Origin of the sequence: Roseibium aggregatum IAM 12614, from assembly GCF_000168975.1 — a bacterium.
Taxonomy (GTDB): Bacteria; Pseudomonadota; Alphaproteobacteria; order Rhizobiales; family Stappiaceae; genus Roseibium; species Roseibium aggregatum.
This window is the reverse complement of record NZ_AAUW01000010.1, coordinates 28,511-43,216: the sequence shown is the minus strand read 5'-3', so window position 1 is coordinate 43,216 and position 14,706 is coordinate 28,511. Positions and strand designations below refer to the sequence as shown.

Annotated in this window: 13 protein-coding genes; 5 read left to right on the top strand and 8 right to left on the bottom strand. The window is 61.0% G+C overall.

The window, feature by feature from the left end; genetic code table 11:
- The first annotated feature begins 11 nt into the window (after positions 1-11).
- Complete coding sequence (locus tag SIAM614_RS14605; protein ID WP_006935593.1) at positions 12-1,148, top strand: alpha-hydroxy acid oxidase; 1,137 nt, start codon at positions 12-14, stop codon at positions 1,146-1,148.
- Positions 1,149-1,152: 4 nt separating this feature from the next.
- Here SIAM614_RS14605 and SIAM614_RS14600 read toward each other — a convergent pair whose 3' ends face one another.
- Positions 1,153-1,956: a helix-turn-helix transcriptional regulator gene (locus SIAM614_RS14600; RefSeq protein ID WP_040440305.1), complete on the bottom strand. Its 804-nt coding sequence runs from the start codon at positions 1,954-1,956 to the stop codon at positions 1,153-1,155.
- A 129-nt stretch (positions 1,957-2,085) separates the two neighbouring features.
- Between SIAM614_RS14600 and SIAM614_RS14595 the strand changes: the two genes are divergently transcribed.
- On the top strand, positions 2,086-3,063 hold the full coding sequence (locus SIAM614_RS14595; protein WP_006935591.1) for a threonine dehydratase: 978 nt from the start codon (positions 2,086-2,088) through the stop codon (positions 3,061-3,063).
- A gap of 160 nt (positions 3,064-3,223) precedes the next feature.
- Here SIAM614_RS14595 and SIAM614_RS14590 read toward each other — a convergent pair whose 3' ends face one another.
- Positions 3,224-3,922, bottom strand: a complete 699-nt coding sequence (locus SIAM614_RS14590; RefSeq protein WP_006935590.1) for a type 1 glutamine amidotransferase — start codon at positions 3,920-3,922, stop codon at positions 3,224-3,226.
- Between the two features lie 156 nt (positions 3,923-4,078).
- Between SIAM614_RS14590 and SIAM614_RS14585 the strand changes: the two genes are divergently transcribed.
- The gene (locus SIAM614_RS14585) at positions 4,079-4,996 is read left to right on the top strand and encodes a DMT family transporter (RefSeq protein ID WP_006935586.1); all 918 of its coding nucleotides are present in this window, start codon (positions 4,079-4,081) and stop codon (positions 4,994-4,996) included.
- A gap of 39 nt (positions 4,997-5,035) precedes the next feature.
- Here the strand turns inward: SIAM614_RS14585 and SIAM614_RS14580 are convergent, their stop codons facing one another.
- Entirely contained in the window at positions 5,036-5,926 is an 891-nt protein-coding gene (locus SIAM614_RS14580; RefSeq protein WP_006935584.1) for a LysR substrate-binding domain-containing protein, read from the bottom strand.
- 170 nt (positions 5,927-6,096) lie between these two features.
- Positions 6,097-6,972: a LysR substrate-binding domain-containing protein gene (locus SIAM614_RS14575; protein ID WP_006935582.1), complete on the bottom strand. Its 876-nt coding sequence runs from the start codon at positions 6,970-6,972 to the stop codon at positions 6,097-6,099.
- A gap of 263 nt (positions 6,973-7,235) precedes the next feature.
- Between SIAM614_RS14575 and SIAM614_RS14570 the strand changes: the two genes are divergently transcribed.
- Positions 7,236-7,550, top strand: a complete 315-nt coding sequence (locus SIAM614_RS14570; RefSeq protein WP_006935581.1) for a DUF1127 domain-containing protein — start codon at positions 7,236-7,238, stop codon at positions 7,548-7,550.
- A 124-nt stretch (positions 7,551-7,674) separates the two neighbouring features.
- Here SIAM614_RS14570 and SIAM614_RS14565 read toward each other — a convergent pair whose 3' ends face one another.
- The 4 genes from SIAM614_RS14565 to SIAM614_RS14550 form a co-directional block, all read right to left on the bottom strand.
- A complete protein-coding gene (locus SIAM614_RS14565; RefSeq protein ID WP_006935580.1) occupies positions 7,675-8,463 on the bottom strand; it encodes a DUF937 domain-containing protein in 789 nt (262 codons plus the stop codon).
- 144 nt (positions 8,464-8,607) lie between these two features.
- The gene (locus tag SIAM614_RS14560; protein WP_006935578.1) at positions 8,608-9,981 is read right to left on the bottom strand and encodes a glutamate--cysteine ligase; all 1,374 of its coding nucleotides are present in this window, start codon (positions 9,979-9,981) and stop codon (positions 8,608-8,610) included.
- Positions 9,982-10,355: 374 nt separating this feature from the next.
- Complete coding sequence (locus SIAM614_RS14555; protein WP_006935576.1) at positions 10,356-12,116, bottom strand: adenylate/guanylate cyclase domain-containing protein; 1,761 nt, start codon at positions 12,114-12,116, stop codon at positions 10,356-10,358.
- A gap of 4 nt (positions 12,117-12,120) precedes the next feature.
- Positions 12,121-12,879 carry a 16S rRNA (uracil(1498)-N(3))-methyltransferase gene (locus SIAM614_RS14550; RefSeq protein ID WP_006935574.1) on the bottom strand — a complete coding sequence of 253 codons (759 nt, stop codon included), beginning with the start codon at positions 12,877-12,879 and terminating at the stop codon, positions 12,121-12,123.
- Positions 12,880-13,077: 198 nt separating this feature from the next.
- On the opposite strand from SIAM614_RS14550, the gene xseA reads away from it, so the two are divergent.
- Positions 13,078-14,640 carry an exodeoxyribonuclease VII large subunit gene (gene xseA, locus SIAM614_RS14540; RefSeq protein ID WP_006935572.1) on the top strand — a complete coding sequence of 521 codons (1,563 nt, stop codon included), beginning with the start codon at positions 13,078-13,080 and terminating at the stop codon, positions 14,638-14,640.
- The last annotated feature ends 66 nt before the right edge of the window (positions 14,641-14,706 follow it).

Sequence of the window (14,706 nt, the reverse complement as noted above, 5' to 3'; positions counted from 1 at the left end):
GGAGGAAATCGATGACTGTTGTGACCGATGTTGCCGATATGCAGGCCCTGGCCCGACGCCGGGTGCCTAAGATGTTTTACGACTATGCGGATACTGGGTCCTGGACACAAAGCACCTACCGGGAGAACGAGGCGGCCCTGAAGCGCCAGAAGCTGCGGCAGCGCGTGGCTTGCAATATCGACAATCGTTCGGTCAAGACCACCATGGTCGGCCAGGACGTTGCCATGCCGGTTGCCCTTGCCCCTGTCGGCCTGACCGGGATGCAGCACGCCGACGGTGAAATTCTCGCAGCGCAGGCCGCCGAGGAGTTTGGCGTGCCCTTCACGCTCTCCACCATGAGCGTCTGCTCCATCGAGGATGTCGCCGAGAACACCAAGAACCCGTTCTGGTTCCAGCTTTACGTGATGCGCGACCGGGGCTTTTCGGAAAACCTGATGCAGCGTGCGACGGATGCCGGCTGTTCGGCGCTCGTGCTGACACTCGACCTTCAGGTGCTGGGCCAGCGGCACAAAGACTTGAAGAACGGCCTGTCCACGCCGCCCAAGCCCAAGCCGCACGTGCTCCTGGACCTTGCCTTCAAGCCGCGCTGGTGCTGGAACATGATGCAGACCAAGCGCCGCCAGTTCGGCAACATCCATGGCCATGTGTCCGGCGTCGGCGACATGACCTCGCTTGCGGAATGGACCAACAGCCAGTTCGACCCGACCCTCGACTGGTCTTCGGTGGAATGGGTGAAGTCCCACTGGAAGCGCAAACTGATCCTCAAGGGCATCAACGATGTGGAGGATGCGAAGATCGCCGCCGATGTCGGTGCCGACGCAATCGTCGTCTCCAACCATGGCGGCCGTCAGCTCGACGGAGCTCTTGCGTCCTATGAAGTGCTTCAGGACATCGTCGATGCGGTCGGCGACAGGATCGAAGTGCATTTCGACAGCGGCATCCGGTCCGGCCAGGACGTCTTCAAGGCCGTCGCGATGGGCGCGAAAAGCACCTACATCGGCCGTGCCTTCATCTATGGCCTCGGCGCCATGGGCAAGGAAGGCGTCTCCAAGGTGCTGCAGATCATGCACAAGGAACTGGACGTCACCATGGGGCTGTGCGGTGAAACCGACATCAACAAGGTTGGCCGCCACAACCTGGTGCTCTGAGCGATCACCTGTTGTCCGGGCGCGCGATCTTCGAGGGGCTGATCCCCAGGCGCGTCCGGAAACTTTCCGTCATGTGACTTTGCGACGAAAAGCCTGAACTGAGGGCGATTTCCGAAAGCGGCGTGCAGGTGGACGCGATGAGCGCACGGGCACGCTGCAGCCGTCGGCTGACGATATAGTCATAGGGTGACTGCCCACAGTATGCCGAGAAGGCCCGGCTCAGGAAACTGGCCGAAACGCCGATTTCCGCCGCCAGACCAGCCACGGTCAGGCTGGAGCCGAGATCGGCCTCGATCCTGTCTGTAACCTTTCTGAACCTATTGCCGGTCATCCATCTGGCCGCCTTGTCCGGGCGCTGTGGTTTTTGCACCGCCTCGGACAGGCGGGCGATGCAAGCCTCGCTTTCAAGCGAAGCCGGCAGCGCATCCGACAACAACCACATGCGCAACCTGCTTGCAGCCCTGAAAGCGGACTTCGATGGAATGTTGGTCCGGTAGCAATCCCCCGCCAGACAGATACCGCCACCACTGAGCAAGAGATATTCACCGCCGCGGTCTGACCGGGAGCGGACATCACACCCGCCGGGCGTCAAAGCCAGAGTGTTGGGCAAGCGCACGAAATTTTCCTGCCGGTCCGAGCCGACGGCGTGGCTGCCCGTTTGAACATCGAACGCAAAGCCGATGGTGTCCGCGTCGGCAACGAAGCCGACATCATAGGCAGCAGCCGGCAGCAGGCTGAGCCTGTGCCCGGCCATCTCGCGACTGAGAGGGGCTGACCCCTGATGAAGGTGAACAGTGTGCGGTTGCATGGCGGGCAAGCCTGACCCAGGAACACACGCCGCGCAAGCCCGAAGAGGTTCAGGATCCTGAAAGACAGATTTGTTCGCGAAGTTATACTCACCGCAAATCTGAACGTTGAACCGGACCCGAATCTTCAAATGCCCGCTCTTTTTACCCTGGAAGACCTTGAAGCCGCTTTTCCGATCGTGCGCCAGCTGGTGCCGGAAACGCCAAGTTATGTCTGGCCGCTCCTGACAGAGCGTTTCGGACTGGAGATCGCGGTAAAACACGAGAATCACACCCCGATCGGTGCCTTCAAGGCCAGAAGCTCCATCGTCTATATTCAGAAACATATCGAAGAGCACGGTCGCCCGAGCGGCGTGGTCACGGCGACCCGTGGGAACCACGGTCAGTCGATGGCGCTGGCCGCCCGCACGCTTGGCCTGCCTGCCACAATCGTGGTGCCGGAAGGCAATGCGCAGGGCAAGAACAGGGCGATGAAAGCCTTCGGTGCGGATCTCGTGATCGATGGCCGGGATTTCGACATCTCCCGGCGTACCGCCGAGCGGCTGGCCAGCGAAAGCGGTTTCCTGATGGTGCCGAGCTTTCACAAGAACATCGTCCTGGGCGTTGCCACCTACGCGCTGGAATTCTTCCAGATGCATGCCAATCTCGATGTGGTCTATGTTCCCGTCGGCATGGGCTCGGGCGCCTGCGGACTGATCACGGTTCGCGATCTGCTGGGTCTGAAAACCGAAATCGTTCCGGTTGTCACGGAAAAGGCCCCCGCCTACCGGCTTTCCATTGAGGCCGGCAAGATCGTCACCACGGAGACCGCAGCCACATTCGCCGACGGCATGGCCTGCCGGGAGCCGGTACAAGCCGCGCTCGACATCCTGCAAAACGGTGCGGACCGGATTGCAATGGTGAGCGATGACGAGATTGCCGCCGCCATCCGCATTCTGTTTTCCGATACGCATAATCTTGCCGAAGGCGCGGGCGCCGCCGCGCTCGCCGCCCTGATGCAGGACGCGCCGAAGCTTCAAGGCAAGAAAGCAGGTATCATTCTGTCGGGAGGCAACCTGGACGAAACGGCCCTGCAGACGGTTCTGACCGGCGGAACGCCTGTGGTCTGACGACCGTGTGTTCAGAAGCCGTGCTGGCCTCTCGCAAGTGACCGAGGTGAATTCGCCCGGCTACCTAGCCTGGTCAATTACTGTATCCCGGTCTTGCCGCTTTGTGGCAAACCGGGATGACAACGTTCGGGGTCACACCGGCCAGGAAGCCCGGAGGGTCTTAAAGCAACGACAGCCAGGCTTTCGAAATTGCGGCTCCCGTCTCGTCGGCCTGCTCTGCGTGCCGGGCTGCTTCAGCCTCCAGTCGGTCATGCCAGTCCGGCGTATGCGCGCGGATATCTTCGGCGAAGGCTTCAGACCAGTTGCGCACTTCCGGCAGGCCGGTTTCAAAGTGAAACTGGATTGCGTAAGTCAGCTCACCCATCCGGAAAGCCTGAACCGGCGTCATGGCGCTGCTTGCCAGAAGCACCGCACCGTCTGGCAGTGTCACCGTATCGGAATGCCAGTGGAACTGCGGCGCCCCTTCTCCAAGCGTGCCAACGACAGGATCTTCCAGCCCCGCGTCCGTCGGTGTCACATCGCGCCAACCGAATTCCACCGGGAGGCCCAGAAGGTTCTCTCCCCCGAAGGCGCGGGCGATCAACTGTGAGCCAAGACAAATGCCCAGGACAGGCTTGCCGGCATCGTCAAAGGCACGGATCAGGTCGCAAACCTGCGGCAGATGCGGGTAGGCTTCATCGGCCAGCGCATCCTGGGCTCCGCCCAATACGACCAATCCGGAAAACGCATCGGCTGCCGAGGGAAGCGGCTCGCCCTGATGGGCCTTGACGGTCTTCCAGCTATGTCCTTCCTGCGCGGCCACACGGCCCAGAATGCCGAGTTCCGTATGCTCATAGTTCTCAACGACGAGAAATTGCATGTTGTCCTCAAACGCGCCCGTGAGCCCAATCGCTCCCGTTCCGGACAGACTTTATCCATGCGCAACCTTGATGAAAACATCAAAAACAATCATTTGCATTGAAGTGTTGAGGTCGCCAATCTGAGTGCCGATATCTCCACAAAGATCGGTTCCTTCATGAGCGTTGCATCCCCCAGCCTCCGGCACACCTCTGCCGGTTTCAGCGCGACAGACTATGGTCTTTACGCCGTAACCGTTCTGGCCTGGGGCTTTAGCTGGATTGCGATGAAGGGTCAGGTGGTAACGGTTGCGCCTGAGGTCTCGGTGTTCTGGCGTTTTGTGCTGGCGGCTTCGATCATGATGGTCTGGGCGCGCTTTCGCGGCCACCAACTGGCCTTCGGACTTCAGGATCACATGCGGTTTGCCGGTCTTGGCGTGCTTCTGTTTTCCACCAACTTCACCCTGTTCTACTATGGCGCAGCGGTGTTGCCGTCCGGGCTGCTGGCGGTAATCTTCTCCACCGCCTCTATCTTCAATCTCTTCCTGGGGCTGATCCTGTTCGGCCAGCGGCCAAGCCCGATTGCGCTTGCCGCAGGCCTGCTCGGCTTTCTCGGCATCGGACTGATGTTCTGGCCGAAACTGGCCGGGGCCGAGTTCAACGAGGACGCCGCCATCGGCCTTGCCATGTGCATTGGCGGCACCTTTTCCTTCTGTCTCGGCAACATGCTGTCGGCGGACACCCAGCGGCGCGGCATCGGCGTTACGCCCGCCACTGCCTGGGGCATGGTCTACGGAATGCTGTTTCTGGGACTGTTTTCGGCCCTGCGCGGTCAGACCTTTTCCATGGAATGGTCCGTCAACTATGTTGGCAGCCTGATCTATCTGGCGGTCGTTTCCTCGGTCATCGCCTTTGCCTCCTACCTGACGCTGCTCGGACGTATCGGCTCGGCACGGGCTGGCTATGCCACCGTGCTTTTTCCCGTGGTCGCTCTCACCTTGTCGACGATATTCGAAGGGTATCAGTGGACGTCGATAGCGGCGGCAGGCCTTGTCTGCGTCATCGTCGGCAATCTGATGATGCTGCGCGCCCGCTAACTCTATCGCTGACCTGAAAAGAAGCCGGACGGCGGAAGCTTATTCCGCCGCCAGTTGCGATGTGCCGCTGCCAACGTTGCCGATGGCCGCCACAAGGTGGTTGCACAATGTGTCGTGCATGGCTTCGCGGGCGGTATCGGACCTCAGTAGGGCGATGTCGCAATAGGGCAGCGTCGGAAACCCGTCCTTCTCGTCCAGAATGCGCATGCCATCGCGGATCGCGCTTTCCGGAAACACCGTTACGGCAAGCCCGGCCTGAACGGCACCGACAAGGGCGGCCGCGCTGGAACTGGTGTAGGAGACCCGGTAGGGACGGCCTGCCCGGTCGAGAGCATCCATGGAAAGCCGGCGCCAGCCGCAGGTGACCGGACCGAGGGCCAGCCGGACAACGTCCTGGGTATGAGCAGAGTGCTGGGAGGCCGTTACCCAATAGAGCGGCTCACGGCGGATGATTTCGCCACGCAGATCCATCGTATCCTGGGAGGTCGTGATGGCGACGTCGAGCGTTCCTTCCCGGATCGCTTCCGTCAGCCGGTGACTGGAGATACATTCCACTTGCACTTCGATGGAAGGATTGAGCCGGTTGAAGGCCGCAAGCACCTGCGGCAGCAAACGGTCGGCATAGTCGTCCGGCACGCCCAGCTTCACATGGCCGACCTCCTTCTGGCCATTGAAGGCAGACAGGGTCTCATCGTTCAGCATGATCATGCGGCGGGCAAATTCGACCAGCCGCAAGCCGTTTTCGGTCAGCCTGGACTGGCGCCCGTCCTTGATGAAAATCGGTTGTCCGACGCGCTCTTCCAGCCGCCGCATCTGCATGGAGACCGCAGACTGCGTCTTGTGCACGGCCTCACCAGCCTTGGTGAAGCTCCCAAGTTCCGCGATAGCTAAAAACGTCCGAAGTTGGTCGATGTCCAGTGCGTGATGCATGCAAGGACCCTATAAATGAGCCACAAACCAGTGGTGAGATTTGAGATTCGAATTGATTGGTTAAAGATACATCAAAATTTCTTACAACTCAATCCGTATTTGACCACCCGAAGAAAAAACTACCCTAGGTAAGATTTTGAAATCATTTTGATAATGCCGATTATTTGCAACTATTCCGCTGCCAGCGGCACCGAAAGGTTGTCGAGCGACGACACGATGTGCTCGACAAGTGCGTCCGTCACACGGGAATTGTTGTGCCAGGACCGCATGATCCCGATCTCGCAATCCGGCAGTTTCGGAAAGCCTTCGGCCTCCGTCAGCACCCGCATACCGGACCGCAGCGCCGATTCCGGCAGGACGGAAATGGCAAGACCCGCCAGAACGGCGGCCCCGACTGCCGTTGAATTCCAGCTCGAATAAAGCAGTCGATGCTCGCGCATCTGGTCGCTGAGAGCATTGATCGCAGCCCGGCGCCAGTCGCAGGTGGCGCGCCCGAGCGCCAATGGCAGAGGCGACTCGTTTTCCACCGCGTGACGGGCGGAAACGACCCAGAGCAACGGCTCGCGCCGGACGAGGTCGACATTCTTGCGGCCGCGTTTCTGCACGTGGGTGATGATCGCGACATCAAGTTCGCCCTCGGCGATCATGTCGGCCAGATTGGGCGTCGGGGCGCAGACGACGCTGACTTCCGCTTTTGGATTGGATCTGGAAAAGCGCGCCAGAATTTCCGGCAGGAACCGGTCGGCGTAATCGTCAGGTGTGCCCAGGCGGACGAGACCGGCCAATTCGGTGTCGTCGAATGCCGCAAGTGTCTCGTCGTTCAACTGCACCAGCCGGCGCGCGTAATGCAGCAGACGCTCACCATGTTCGGTCAGGCGGGACTGCCGGCCAACCCGGACAAAGAGTGGTTTGCCGATCCGCTCCTCCAGACGGCGCATCTGCATCGACACCGCCGACTGTGTCTTGTGCACATTGTCCGCCGCCTTGGTGAAGCTGCCGCTTTCGGCAATGGCCACAAAGGTCCGGAGCTGATCCAGGTCGAGCATGAGCGCCTCACTGATAAAGGATGCTCATATTTAACACGGCATCCATTTAAAGGGGAAATGATTTCGCGAAGCGGCTGCATTGCTTCAATCGAAGCGCTTTGGGAATTTTGACTTCACAGAAAGTGATAATTTCAATCACAAACATTCGTTGGATTAATAGCAGCAAACAGTCCACATAGGAGATGTTCCACAACAAGTGACGCCAAATCAGGCTCGGAACAGGCAGTCGGAATCCCTCCGTCCGCCAACAGGAGAATTTTGCCATGACACATACAGCAAGCACCCCGTTCTTCGCTCTCTTCGGGCAGATGGTTGCCCGTGTATGGCGTGTGTCCAAAAACCGTCGTCAGTTCGCGGAACTGACTGACTGGTCAGATGAGCAGTTGAAGGACATCGGCCTGACGCGGAGCGACGTTCGACGCGCATTGGCCCAACCGTTCTATACCGATCCGACATCTCTGGTGAACGGTTCTTCAGCGCTCCGCGAGACCGTCGGCTACAGCGCCGCCAATTCGGCGCAGGACAAGCCGGTGATGACCCTCGTGACCGAAAGCAAGACCCGCCAACTGGCGGCCTGACCTTTCGACTGACTTCCCCTTATTTGCAGCCCCTGTCGGCAAGCCTTGCTGACGAACCTGACCCGCCTCACGGCGGGTCTTTTTTTGGAAAAAGAGATCTGCGGACGCAGCCGCATGGACAGGCCTAGGCGCCCCGAAAGTCCTTGGAGGCCTTTTCGAAGAAACTGTCGAAGGCCTTGAACTGGCTGGATTGGAAGTCACGTCCAGCGGACATCCAACTGGACACCATTTCTTCAAATTCCGAAGCATTGGCTTCGGGGGCACCTGCTTCGGGGGCATCGGGTTCGTCGTCCTGGGGCAGATCTTCTTCCTGTGGCTCAGGGTCGGGTTCTGGCGCCGGGGACTTCGTGACGATGCTGGCCGGCTGTAGGAACGCTCCCCAGAAGGACTGCATTGCCTCGGCGTAGCCCTGCAGATAGTCGACGGGGGTCGGCTGCGGTTTCGGTCGGCCTCTGGCAAATCCGCGCAGATAGGCGTCGAGCAGGTTACGGGCCTCGCCGTGGACGAAGGGCCGGGCGATCTGCCCCATGGCAAGCGTTGCCGCCACCGGCATCATTTCCTGAATGGCATCGCGCTGCAGCCCCGTGTAGGCGGAAATCTGGCTCGCAAGGGCCTTTTGAACGGCTTCGGGTCCGAAAAACGGTGTCAGAGCTTCATCGGACGGGCTCTGGAACAGACCTGCATATCCGGCGAAAGGGTTTTGCGTTGCTGACCCGAGCGGCGAAGTCTGACCCAGAAACTCTGAAAAGCCCGGCACCGTGCTGCCGAAGTACCGGAAGCCGTTCAGCGCGGCAGGCAAGAGCTGCTCCATCACCCGGCTGAGGTCGTCGTTCGACCAGCCGAAACGGTTGCGCACATCTTCCGACAGGGAAAAGATGTCGAAGGGAGGGGCTACCGTCTCGCTGCCAGTCATTACGTCGCTCCGCTCACGCTGTTGCAAGGCCTTGAGAAAAAAGACCGATCACAGACAGAGTGACGCTTCGCGGGCCTCAGGTCAATTCAGGCCTTTTGCGGATCGCATCTGCCGCCCGCAACATACTGTGGCGGCCGGCCTTGCTCAGTAGGCGTACTCGCGGAAGACCTGGCTGATATCGCCCTTCCAGGAGCCGTTATACCGCTGCAACAGGACGTCGGCCGGGCACATGCCCGAAGCAAGACCTTCCTCGATCGGCGCCAGATGCACACGCTCGTCCAGATCGCCGTCGCTCAGGCGTTTGCGGCGCTTGAGGCCTTCCTGCGACAGGGCAAGCACCTGTTTTGCAACGTCCAGAACCGTGCCGGAGCGGAATGGCGTCTGCAGCGCGGTTTTCGGAACGCCTGCCCGAAGAGCCGCGCGTTCTTCCTGGGTCCAGTCCTTGACCAGCTCCCAGGCCTGATCGAGCACACCCTTGTCGTAAAGCAGGCCGACCCAGAGCGCCGGCAGAGCGCAGATACGCCGCCACGGGCCGCCGTCAGCGCCGCGCATCTCGATATATTTCTTCAGCCGCACGTCCGGGAAAAGTGTGGACAGGTGGTTGTTCCAGTCCCCGATATTGGGCGTCGCATCCGGCACCTTGCCTTCCAGCGCCCCGTTCATGAACTGGCGGAAGGTGGTGCCGGTGACGTCGTAATAGGTCGAGCCGCGCTTGACGAAATACATCGGCACATCGATTGCCCATTCGACATAACGCTCGAAGCCGAAGCCTTCCTCGAAAGCAAAGGGCATGTCGCCGGTGCGGTCGTGGTCGGTGTCGGTCCAGATCTGGGCGCGGAAGGATTTGAAGCCGTTCGGCTTGCCTTCGGTAAAGGGCGAATTGGCGAAAATGGCGGTCGCGATCGGCTGCAGAGCCAGACCGACTCGCATCTTCAGGGCCATATCCGCTTCGGAGGAGAAATCGAGGTTCACCTGAATGGTGGACGTCCGGTACATCATGTCGAGACCAAGCGAGCCGACCTTCGGCATGTAGTTGGTCATGATGTCATAGCGGGATTTCGGCATGCGCGGCATGTCGGCGCGCGACCAGGTCGGGGCCATGCCGATGCCGAGGAAGCCGATGCCGAGCGGTTCGGCAACGCGGCGCACATCGGCAAGATGCTGGTTGGCTTCGCGGCAGGTCAGATGCAGGTTGTCGAGCGGTGCGCCCGAGAGTTCGAACTGGCCGCCTGGCTCAATGGAGATGGCACCGCCGCCGCGGTCGTCCGCAAGGCCGATGATCTTGCCCGCGTCCTCGATCCGCTCCCAGTGGATCAGCTTTTCCATGCCGGTCAGGATGGCCTCGACGCCCTTTTCGCCTTCATAGGGGATCGGCGTGAGTTCGTTCAGGCAGAAGCCGAATTTTTCGTGCTCGGTGCCGATGAGAAACTTCTCTTCCGGCTTACAGCCTTCTTCGAGCGTCGCGGCAAGGTCCGCTACCGTTTCAATCGGGGTTGAGTCGACCGTATCGCGGGCCATGAAAGCGTCCTAAAAACTGCGCGGCCCGTCAGGCTGCCCCCTACAAACCGCAGTGATCCGGCGCGTTCCAGTTGGAACGCTTTTGAGCCTCGGTGATTTAGGTTTCTTGAAACAATAATGCAAGCAAGGAAACGACACCGAAGAACACGCGGTGCTCGTAGCAGGTGATTTCAGGAGTGCACGCGCTCATTCGAAAGGGCGCCTCGGGTTCATCTTACGCCGTGTACCACCACTGGCAAACGACTTCGAGACGAAGGCCTAACTGCAAGATCTTGCGCCTTTGGCTGTGGTGAAACGCGTCCTTGATAACGAGGGACCAACCCGAGCAACGGCCCTGCCCGGCGACTCGACACCGTCAGTCCGGGACTCTTGCGTCACGCAATCCTGAAGACGGATAACGGTTCCGTGCGGCCACGTAACTGGATGGGACCGAGGCTGGTGGCGCTGACGCCTTCGGGCAGTTGGGCCATGGTATCGCCGCTGGCAAGAACGATCACCCGTGCCTCCGGGTCAACCTGCTTGCCATATTCCTGCAGCCTGGCAGCAACGTTCACAGCGTCGCCGATGACGGTGTAATTCATCCGGGCGGCAGAGCCGATGTCGCCGACCACCACCTTGCCGGTGTGAACACCAACACGCACGCGCATGGAGGCATCAGGTTCGGCGGCAATACGGTCCGCAAGCGCCTTGACCGCGGCAATCGCCATGGCGGCATGGTCGGGCTGATCGGCAGGCGCGCCCCAGAAGGCCATCACGCCGTCGCCGAGGAACTTGTCGATGGTGCCCTGTCGCTCGGTTATCGCCTGCGACACCGTCTCGAAGTATCCGTTCAGATAGGCGGCCGTTTCCTCAGCACTCAGGTGCGAGGCCATGCCTGTGAAACCAGCGAGATCAGTAAAGACGATGGTCATTTCCCGCAGTTCGATATTCCGCGCCTCGGTCATGCCTTCTTCGATCAACCGGGACACGAGCTGTCGGGGCACATATTTGGCAAAGGCGTTGAGCGCACCGAGGGAACCGTTGAAAGCCTGGTTGACGTCGTCCAGTTCCTTCAGCCGCGAACGAGGCAACTTGTCGGTGGAGGCAAACTCAAGCTGATGCAGAGCGGCCGCCGCGTGAGCAAGGCGGATCAGCGGGCGCCCAAGCATCCGGCCGACCGCAAAAGACAGAACCGCGCCGACCACAAGCGCAACCAGCGCTGCGTAAAGGACGATCCGCGTCTGGTCGAGCGCGGCGCCGAATTCCTCCGCCTTGTAGAGGGCTCCCAGGATCCAGCCCTTGGCCGGGCCGGAGCCCACCTCCGTATAGAGCGCGGTGAACATGCCCTGGTCCCCCGGAAACACCCTGCCCGTCACCGAGCCGCCCATATCGTGGGACTGGTCGTTCGGAGCCCAGATGAGATGGAGGGGAGATCCATCCAGCGTCTCCAGGGCCGGCAGCGGCTGGCCGGGCTGGGCCAGAAAATCGCTCGCGGACAATCCTTCGATCGCGATTGCATGGTCCCGTCCGGACAGCATGAAAACCTGCTGCCTGCCTTCAAAGGCCATTTCGCGGGCAATATCGGCAAAGACCTGTTGCGGATAGATGCCGATCAGGAGCTGGCCGTTGCCTAGATCCAGTTCCGCTGTCTTGACCGCCGTATCAAAGCCGGGGCGGATCTCGAAGGCAGACCAGGAGATCTCCGGCAATTCATCCGGCGGGGCCTCCACCAGGACGGCCGAACCGGTTTCCAGCCTGGCGCCTTCCGGCAGGAGCTTCTCGTAAACGCGAAGATCGGCGGCGGTAAGCCTGGCGTCGGTTTCAGCAACATGGGCTGCGATGGAGCGGAAGAGCAGCTCCTGCCTGTCGAAAAATCCGGTCAGAACCGCTTCGTTGGCTCTGAGAACGGCGACGCCCTGCTCATCCAGAAGCCGTCCGGCGATGCGCCGGTCGGAGGCGGCCATATAGGTGATGATGATGCCGCAGATGACAACCAGCAGTATGGAAAACACCAGCCCGAGAGCCACGCCGACCGGCAGACGGAAACGCTTGTCCTTTTCCGCCGGAGGACCCGATTTCTTCACATCCCTGACAGCACGGGCTGCGTCGACGTTTCCGTTGGCAGCATTCCCGTGTGCAAGGATGTCCTGCGGCATTCACCTATCTCCAGTCACCGACCGTTGCCTGAAGAACAGCCAGGGCCGCCACCGCGGCCGTATCGGCACGCAGGATACGCGGTCCGAGGGGAATTGGGGTGACAAAATCGAGACTGCGCAGGAGCGAGCGCTCCTCTTCGGAAAAGCCGCCTTCCGGGCCAATCAGAATGGCCAGCGGCTGCGGGCCGTTTTCCTTCATCTGCGCCAGGCTCAGGAGCGGGTTGTTCGTCCCCTCCGCCTCGTCGCAGAAAAGCAGCCGGCGCCCGGGCTGTGCTTCAGCCCAGACCGAGAGCACATCGGCCAGCGGCTGGGGCGCAAGCACTTCCGGCACTGCCAGAACGCCGCATTGCTCGGCCGCCTCGATCACGTTCGCTTCCATGCGCTCCAGGTTGATCCGGCTGGCCTGGGTGTGCTGGGTGAGCACCGGCTTCAGGCTGCCCGCGCCCATCTCCACGGCCTTTTGCACCATATAGTCCAGCCGGGCGTGTTTGAGCGGCGCGAACATATACATCAGGTCATTTGCCGAGGTTTGCTCGCGGGTGCGTTCCATGAGCTGCAAGGTGCAGTCGCGCCGGCCATTGCTGACGATCTTTGCCAGCCATTCACCGTCGGTGCCATTGAAGACAAGCACATAGTCGCCGTCCTTGAGGCGCAGAACGTTCAGAAGGTAGTTCGCCTGGCTGCGGTCCGCTTCTATGCGCGCGCCATCGGCAAGAATGTGTCGCAAGAACAGTCGTTGCATATTGAACTCGTATTTGGCCATGGTGCTTAGGTATGCGTTCGATTGTGAGGGTTTCAAGGCGGTCCAGATGGCTGTGGAAGCTTCCACAGCCTATTTGATTCTCCCGCGCCAGCTTAACCCGTATCTTCTTTTCCCAAGCCTTGGGCCAAAGCGGTCCGCACGGTCCTTGACCCTGCCTGCCCGAACGGCCACTTTCGAGGCAGAAGAGGAATCATCTGCGTGAGCGAAACCCAGTCCAACGTTGCCGAATTCTCCGTTTCCGAAATCTCCTTCTCCATCAAGCGTACGATGGAAGAAGCATTTGGCTATGTGCGCGTGCGCGGTGAACTGGGCCGGATCTCCCGGCCGGGGTCCGGTCATATCTATCTCGACCTGAAGGACGACCGCTCGGTGCTGTCCGGCGTGATCTGGCGCGGGTCCGCGTCCAAGCTGAAGATCCAGCCAGAACAGGGGCTGGAGGTGATCGCCACCGGCAAGATCACCACCTTCCCGGGTCAGTCGAAGTACCAGATGGTGATCGACTCCCTTGAGCCGGCCGGTGCCGGTGCGCTGATGGCGCTGCTGGAAGAGCGCAAGAAGAAACTCGCCGCAGAAGGTCTCTTTGCCGAAGAACGCAAACGGCCCCTGCCGCCCCTGCCAAGGGTCATCGGTGTGATCACCTCGCCGACCGGTGCCGTCATCCGCGATATTCTGCACCGCATCTCTGACCGCTTTCCGCTGCATGTTCTGGTCTGGCCGGTTCGTGTCCAGGGCGAAACGTCGGGCGCGGAAGTTGCCAATGGCATTCGCGGCTTCAACGCCCTGCAACCCGGCGGCCCGATCCCGCGGCCGGATGTGCTGATCGTCGCCCGTGGAGGCGGTAGCATCGAGGACCTTTGGGGGTTCAACGAGGAAGCTGTTGTCCGCGCGGCCTCCGACAGCCAGATCCCGCTGATTTCAGCCGTCGGCCACGAGACCGACTGGACGCTGATCGATCTTGCCGCCGACCTGCGCGCCCCGACACCAACGGGTGCCGCGGAATTTGCCGTGCCGGTGAAGGCCGAACTGATGGCGATGGTCGACGATCGGTCCCGCAGGCTCAACTCCGGCCTTGTGCGGTTCGTGACCACCCGGCGCACCGAGCTGCGCGCCGCCAGCGCCGCCCTGCCCGCACCGCAGGATCTTCTGGCCCTGCCGCGCCAGAAATTCGACACGCTGGCCAGCAGCCTGGAACGGGCTCTGATCGTCAGCACCAGAACCCATCGGACCCACTATCAGAATTTTGCCGGACGCCTGTCTCCGCTGCTTCTGTCCCGCCTGACGACGAAGGCACGGCAGGATCTGATCCAGGCAAGCGAGCGCAAGCAGCGCGCGCTGCAGGTGGCCGTCTCGCAGAAGAGGCACTCTTTCGAGGCACTGGCCGTGCGGCTGACACCGTCCCGCCTGGCCCAGCAGACAACGCTCGGCACCGAACGCCTGTCCGGTCTGGGCGAGAGGCTTAACCGGGCCTATCTTGCCCGCCTGTCGCAGGAAAAGGCGCGTCTCGACGGATTGCAGAAGCTGCTGAAGTCGCTTTCCTACAAGGATGTGCTGGCGCGCGGGTATGCCGTGGTGCGCGATGACAGCGGCCAGCCGGTGCGCTCGGCAGGAGCGGTTGCTTCCGGAGCAGCTCTCTCCATCGAGTTGGCGGACGGCACGGTCGACGCGGTCGCGCTCAGCGACAGTGCCGGCCCGAAACCTGCCAAAGCGAAAAAGCAGCCGGCCGGCAAGGGCCCGGCAACCAACCAGGGCAGCCTGTTCTGACCGGTCAGAAAAACCTAAGCAATTTCACCAAGATTTAACCACGTCCCTTACGTCAATCTTAAACTG

Coding starts and splice junctions, on each gene's coding strand:
- SIAM614_RS14550 (WP_006935574.1), bottom strand. CDS start 12,879: ATGGCCAAATACGAGTTCAATATGCAACGACTGTTCTTGCGACACATT.
- SIAM614_RS14570 (WP_006935581.1), top strand. CDS start 7,236: ATGACACATACAGCAAGCACCCCGTTCTTCGCTCTCTTCGGGCAGATG.
- SIAM614_RS14600 (WP_040440305.1), bottom strand. CDS start 1,956: ATGCAACCGCACACTGTTCACCTTCATCAGGGGTCAGCCCCTCTCAGT.
- SIAM614_RS14585 (WP_006935586.1), top strand. CDS start 4,079: ATGAGCGTTGCATCCCCCAGCCTCCGGCACACCTCTGCCGGTTTCAGC.
- SIAM614_RS14605 (WP_006935593.1), top strand. CDS start 12: ATGACTGTTGTGACCGATGTTGCCGATATGCAGGCCCTGGCCCGACGC.
- SIAM614_RS14565 (WP_006935580.1), bottom strand. CDS start 8,463: ATGACTGGCAGCGAGACGGTAGCCCCTCCCTTCGACATCTTTTCCCTG.
- SIAM614_RS14575 (WP_006935582.1), bottom strand. CDS start 6,972: ATGCTCGACCTGGATCAGCTCCGGACCTTTGTGGCCATTGCCGAAAGC.
- SIAM614_RS14580 (WP_006935584.1), bottom strand. CDS start 5,926: ATGCATCACGCACTGGACATCGACCAACTTCGGACGTTTTTAGCTATC.
- SIAM614_RS14560 (WP_006935578.1), bottom strand. CDS start 9,981: ATGGCCCGCGATACGGTCGACTCAACCCCGATTGAAACGGTAGCGGAC.
- SIAM614_RS14555 (WP_006935576.1), bottom strand. CDS start 12,116: ATGCCGCAGGACATCCTTGCACACGGGAATGCTGCCAACGGAAACGTC.
- SIAM614_RS14590 (WP_006935590.1), bottom strand. CDS start 3,922: ATGCAATTTCTCGTCGTTGAGAACTATGAGCATACGGAACTCGGCATT.
- SIAM614_RS14595 (WP_006935591.1), top strand. CDS start 2,086: ATGCCCGCTCTTTTTACCCTGGAAGACCTTGAAGCCGCTTTTCCGATC.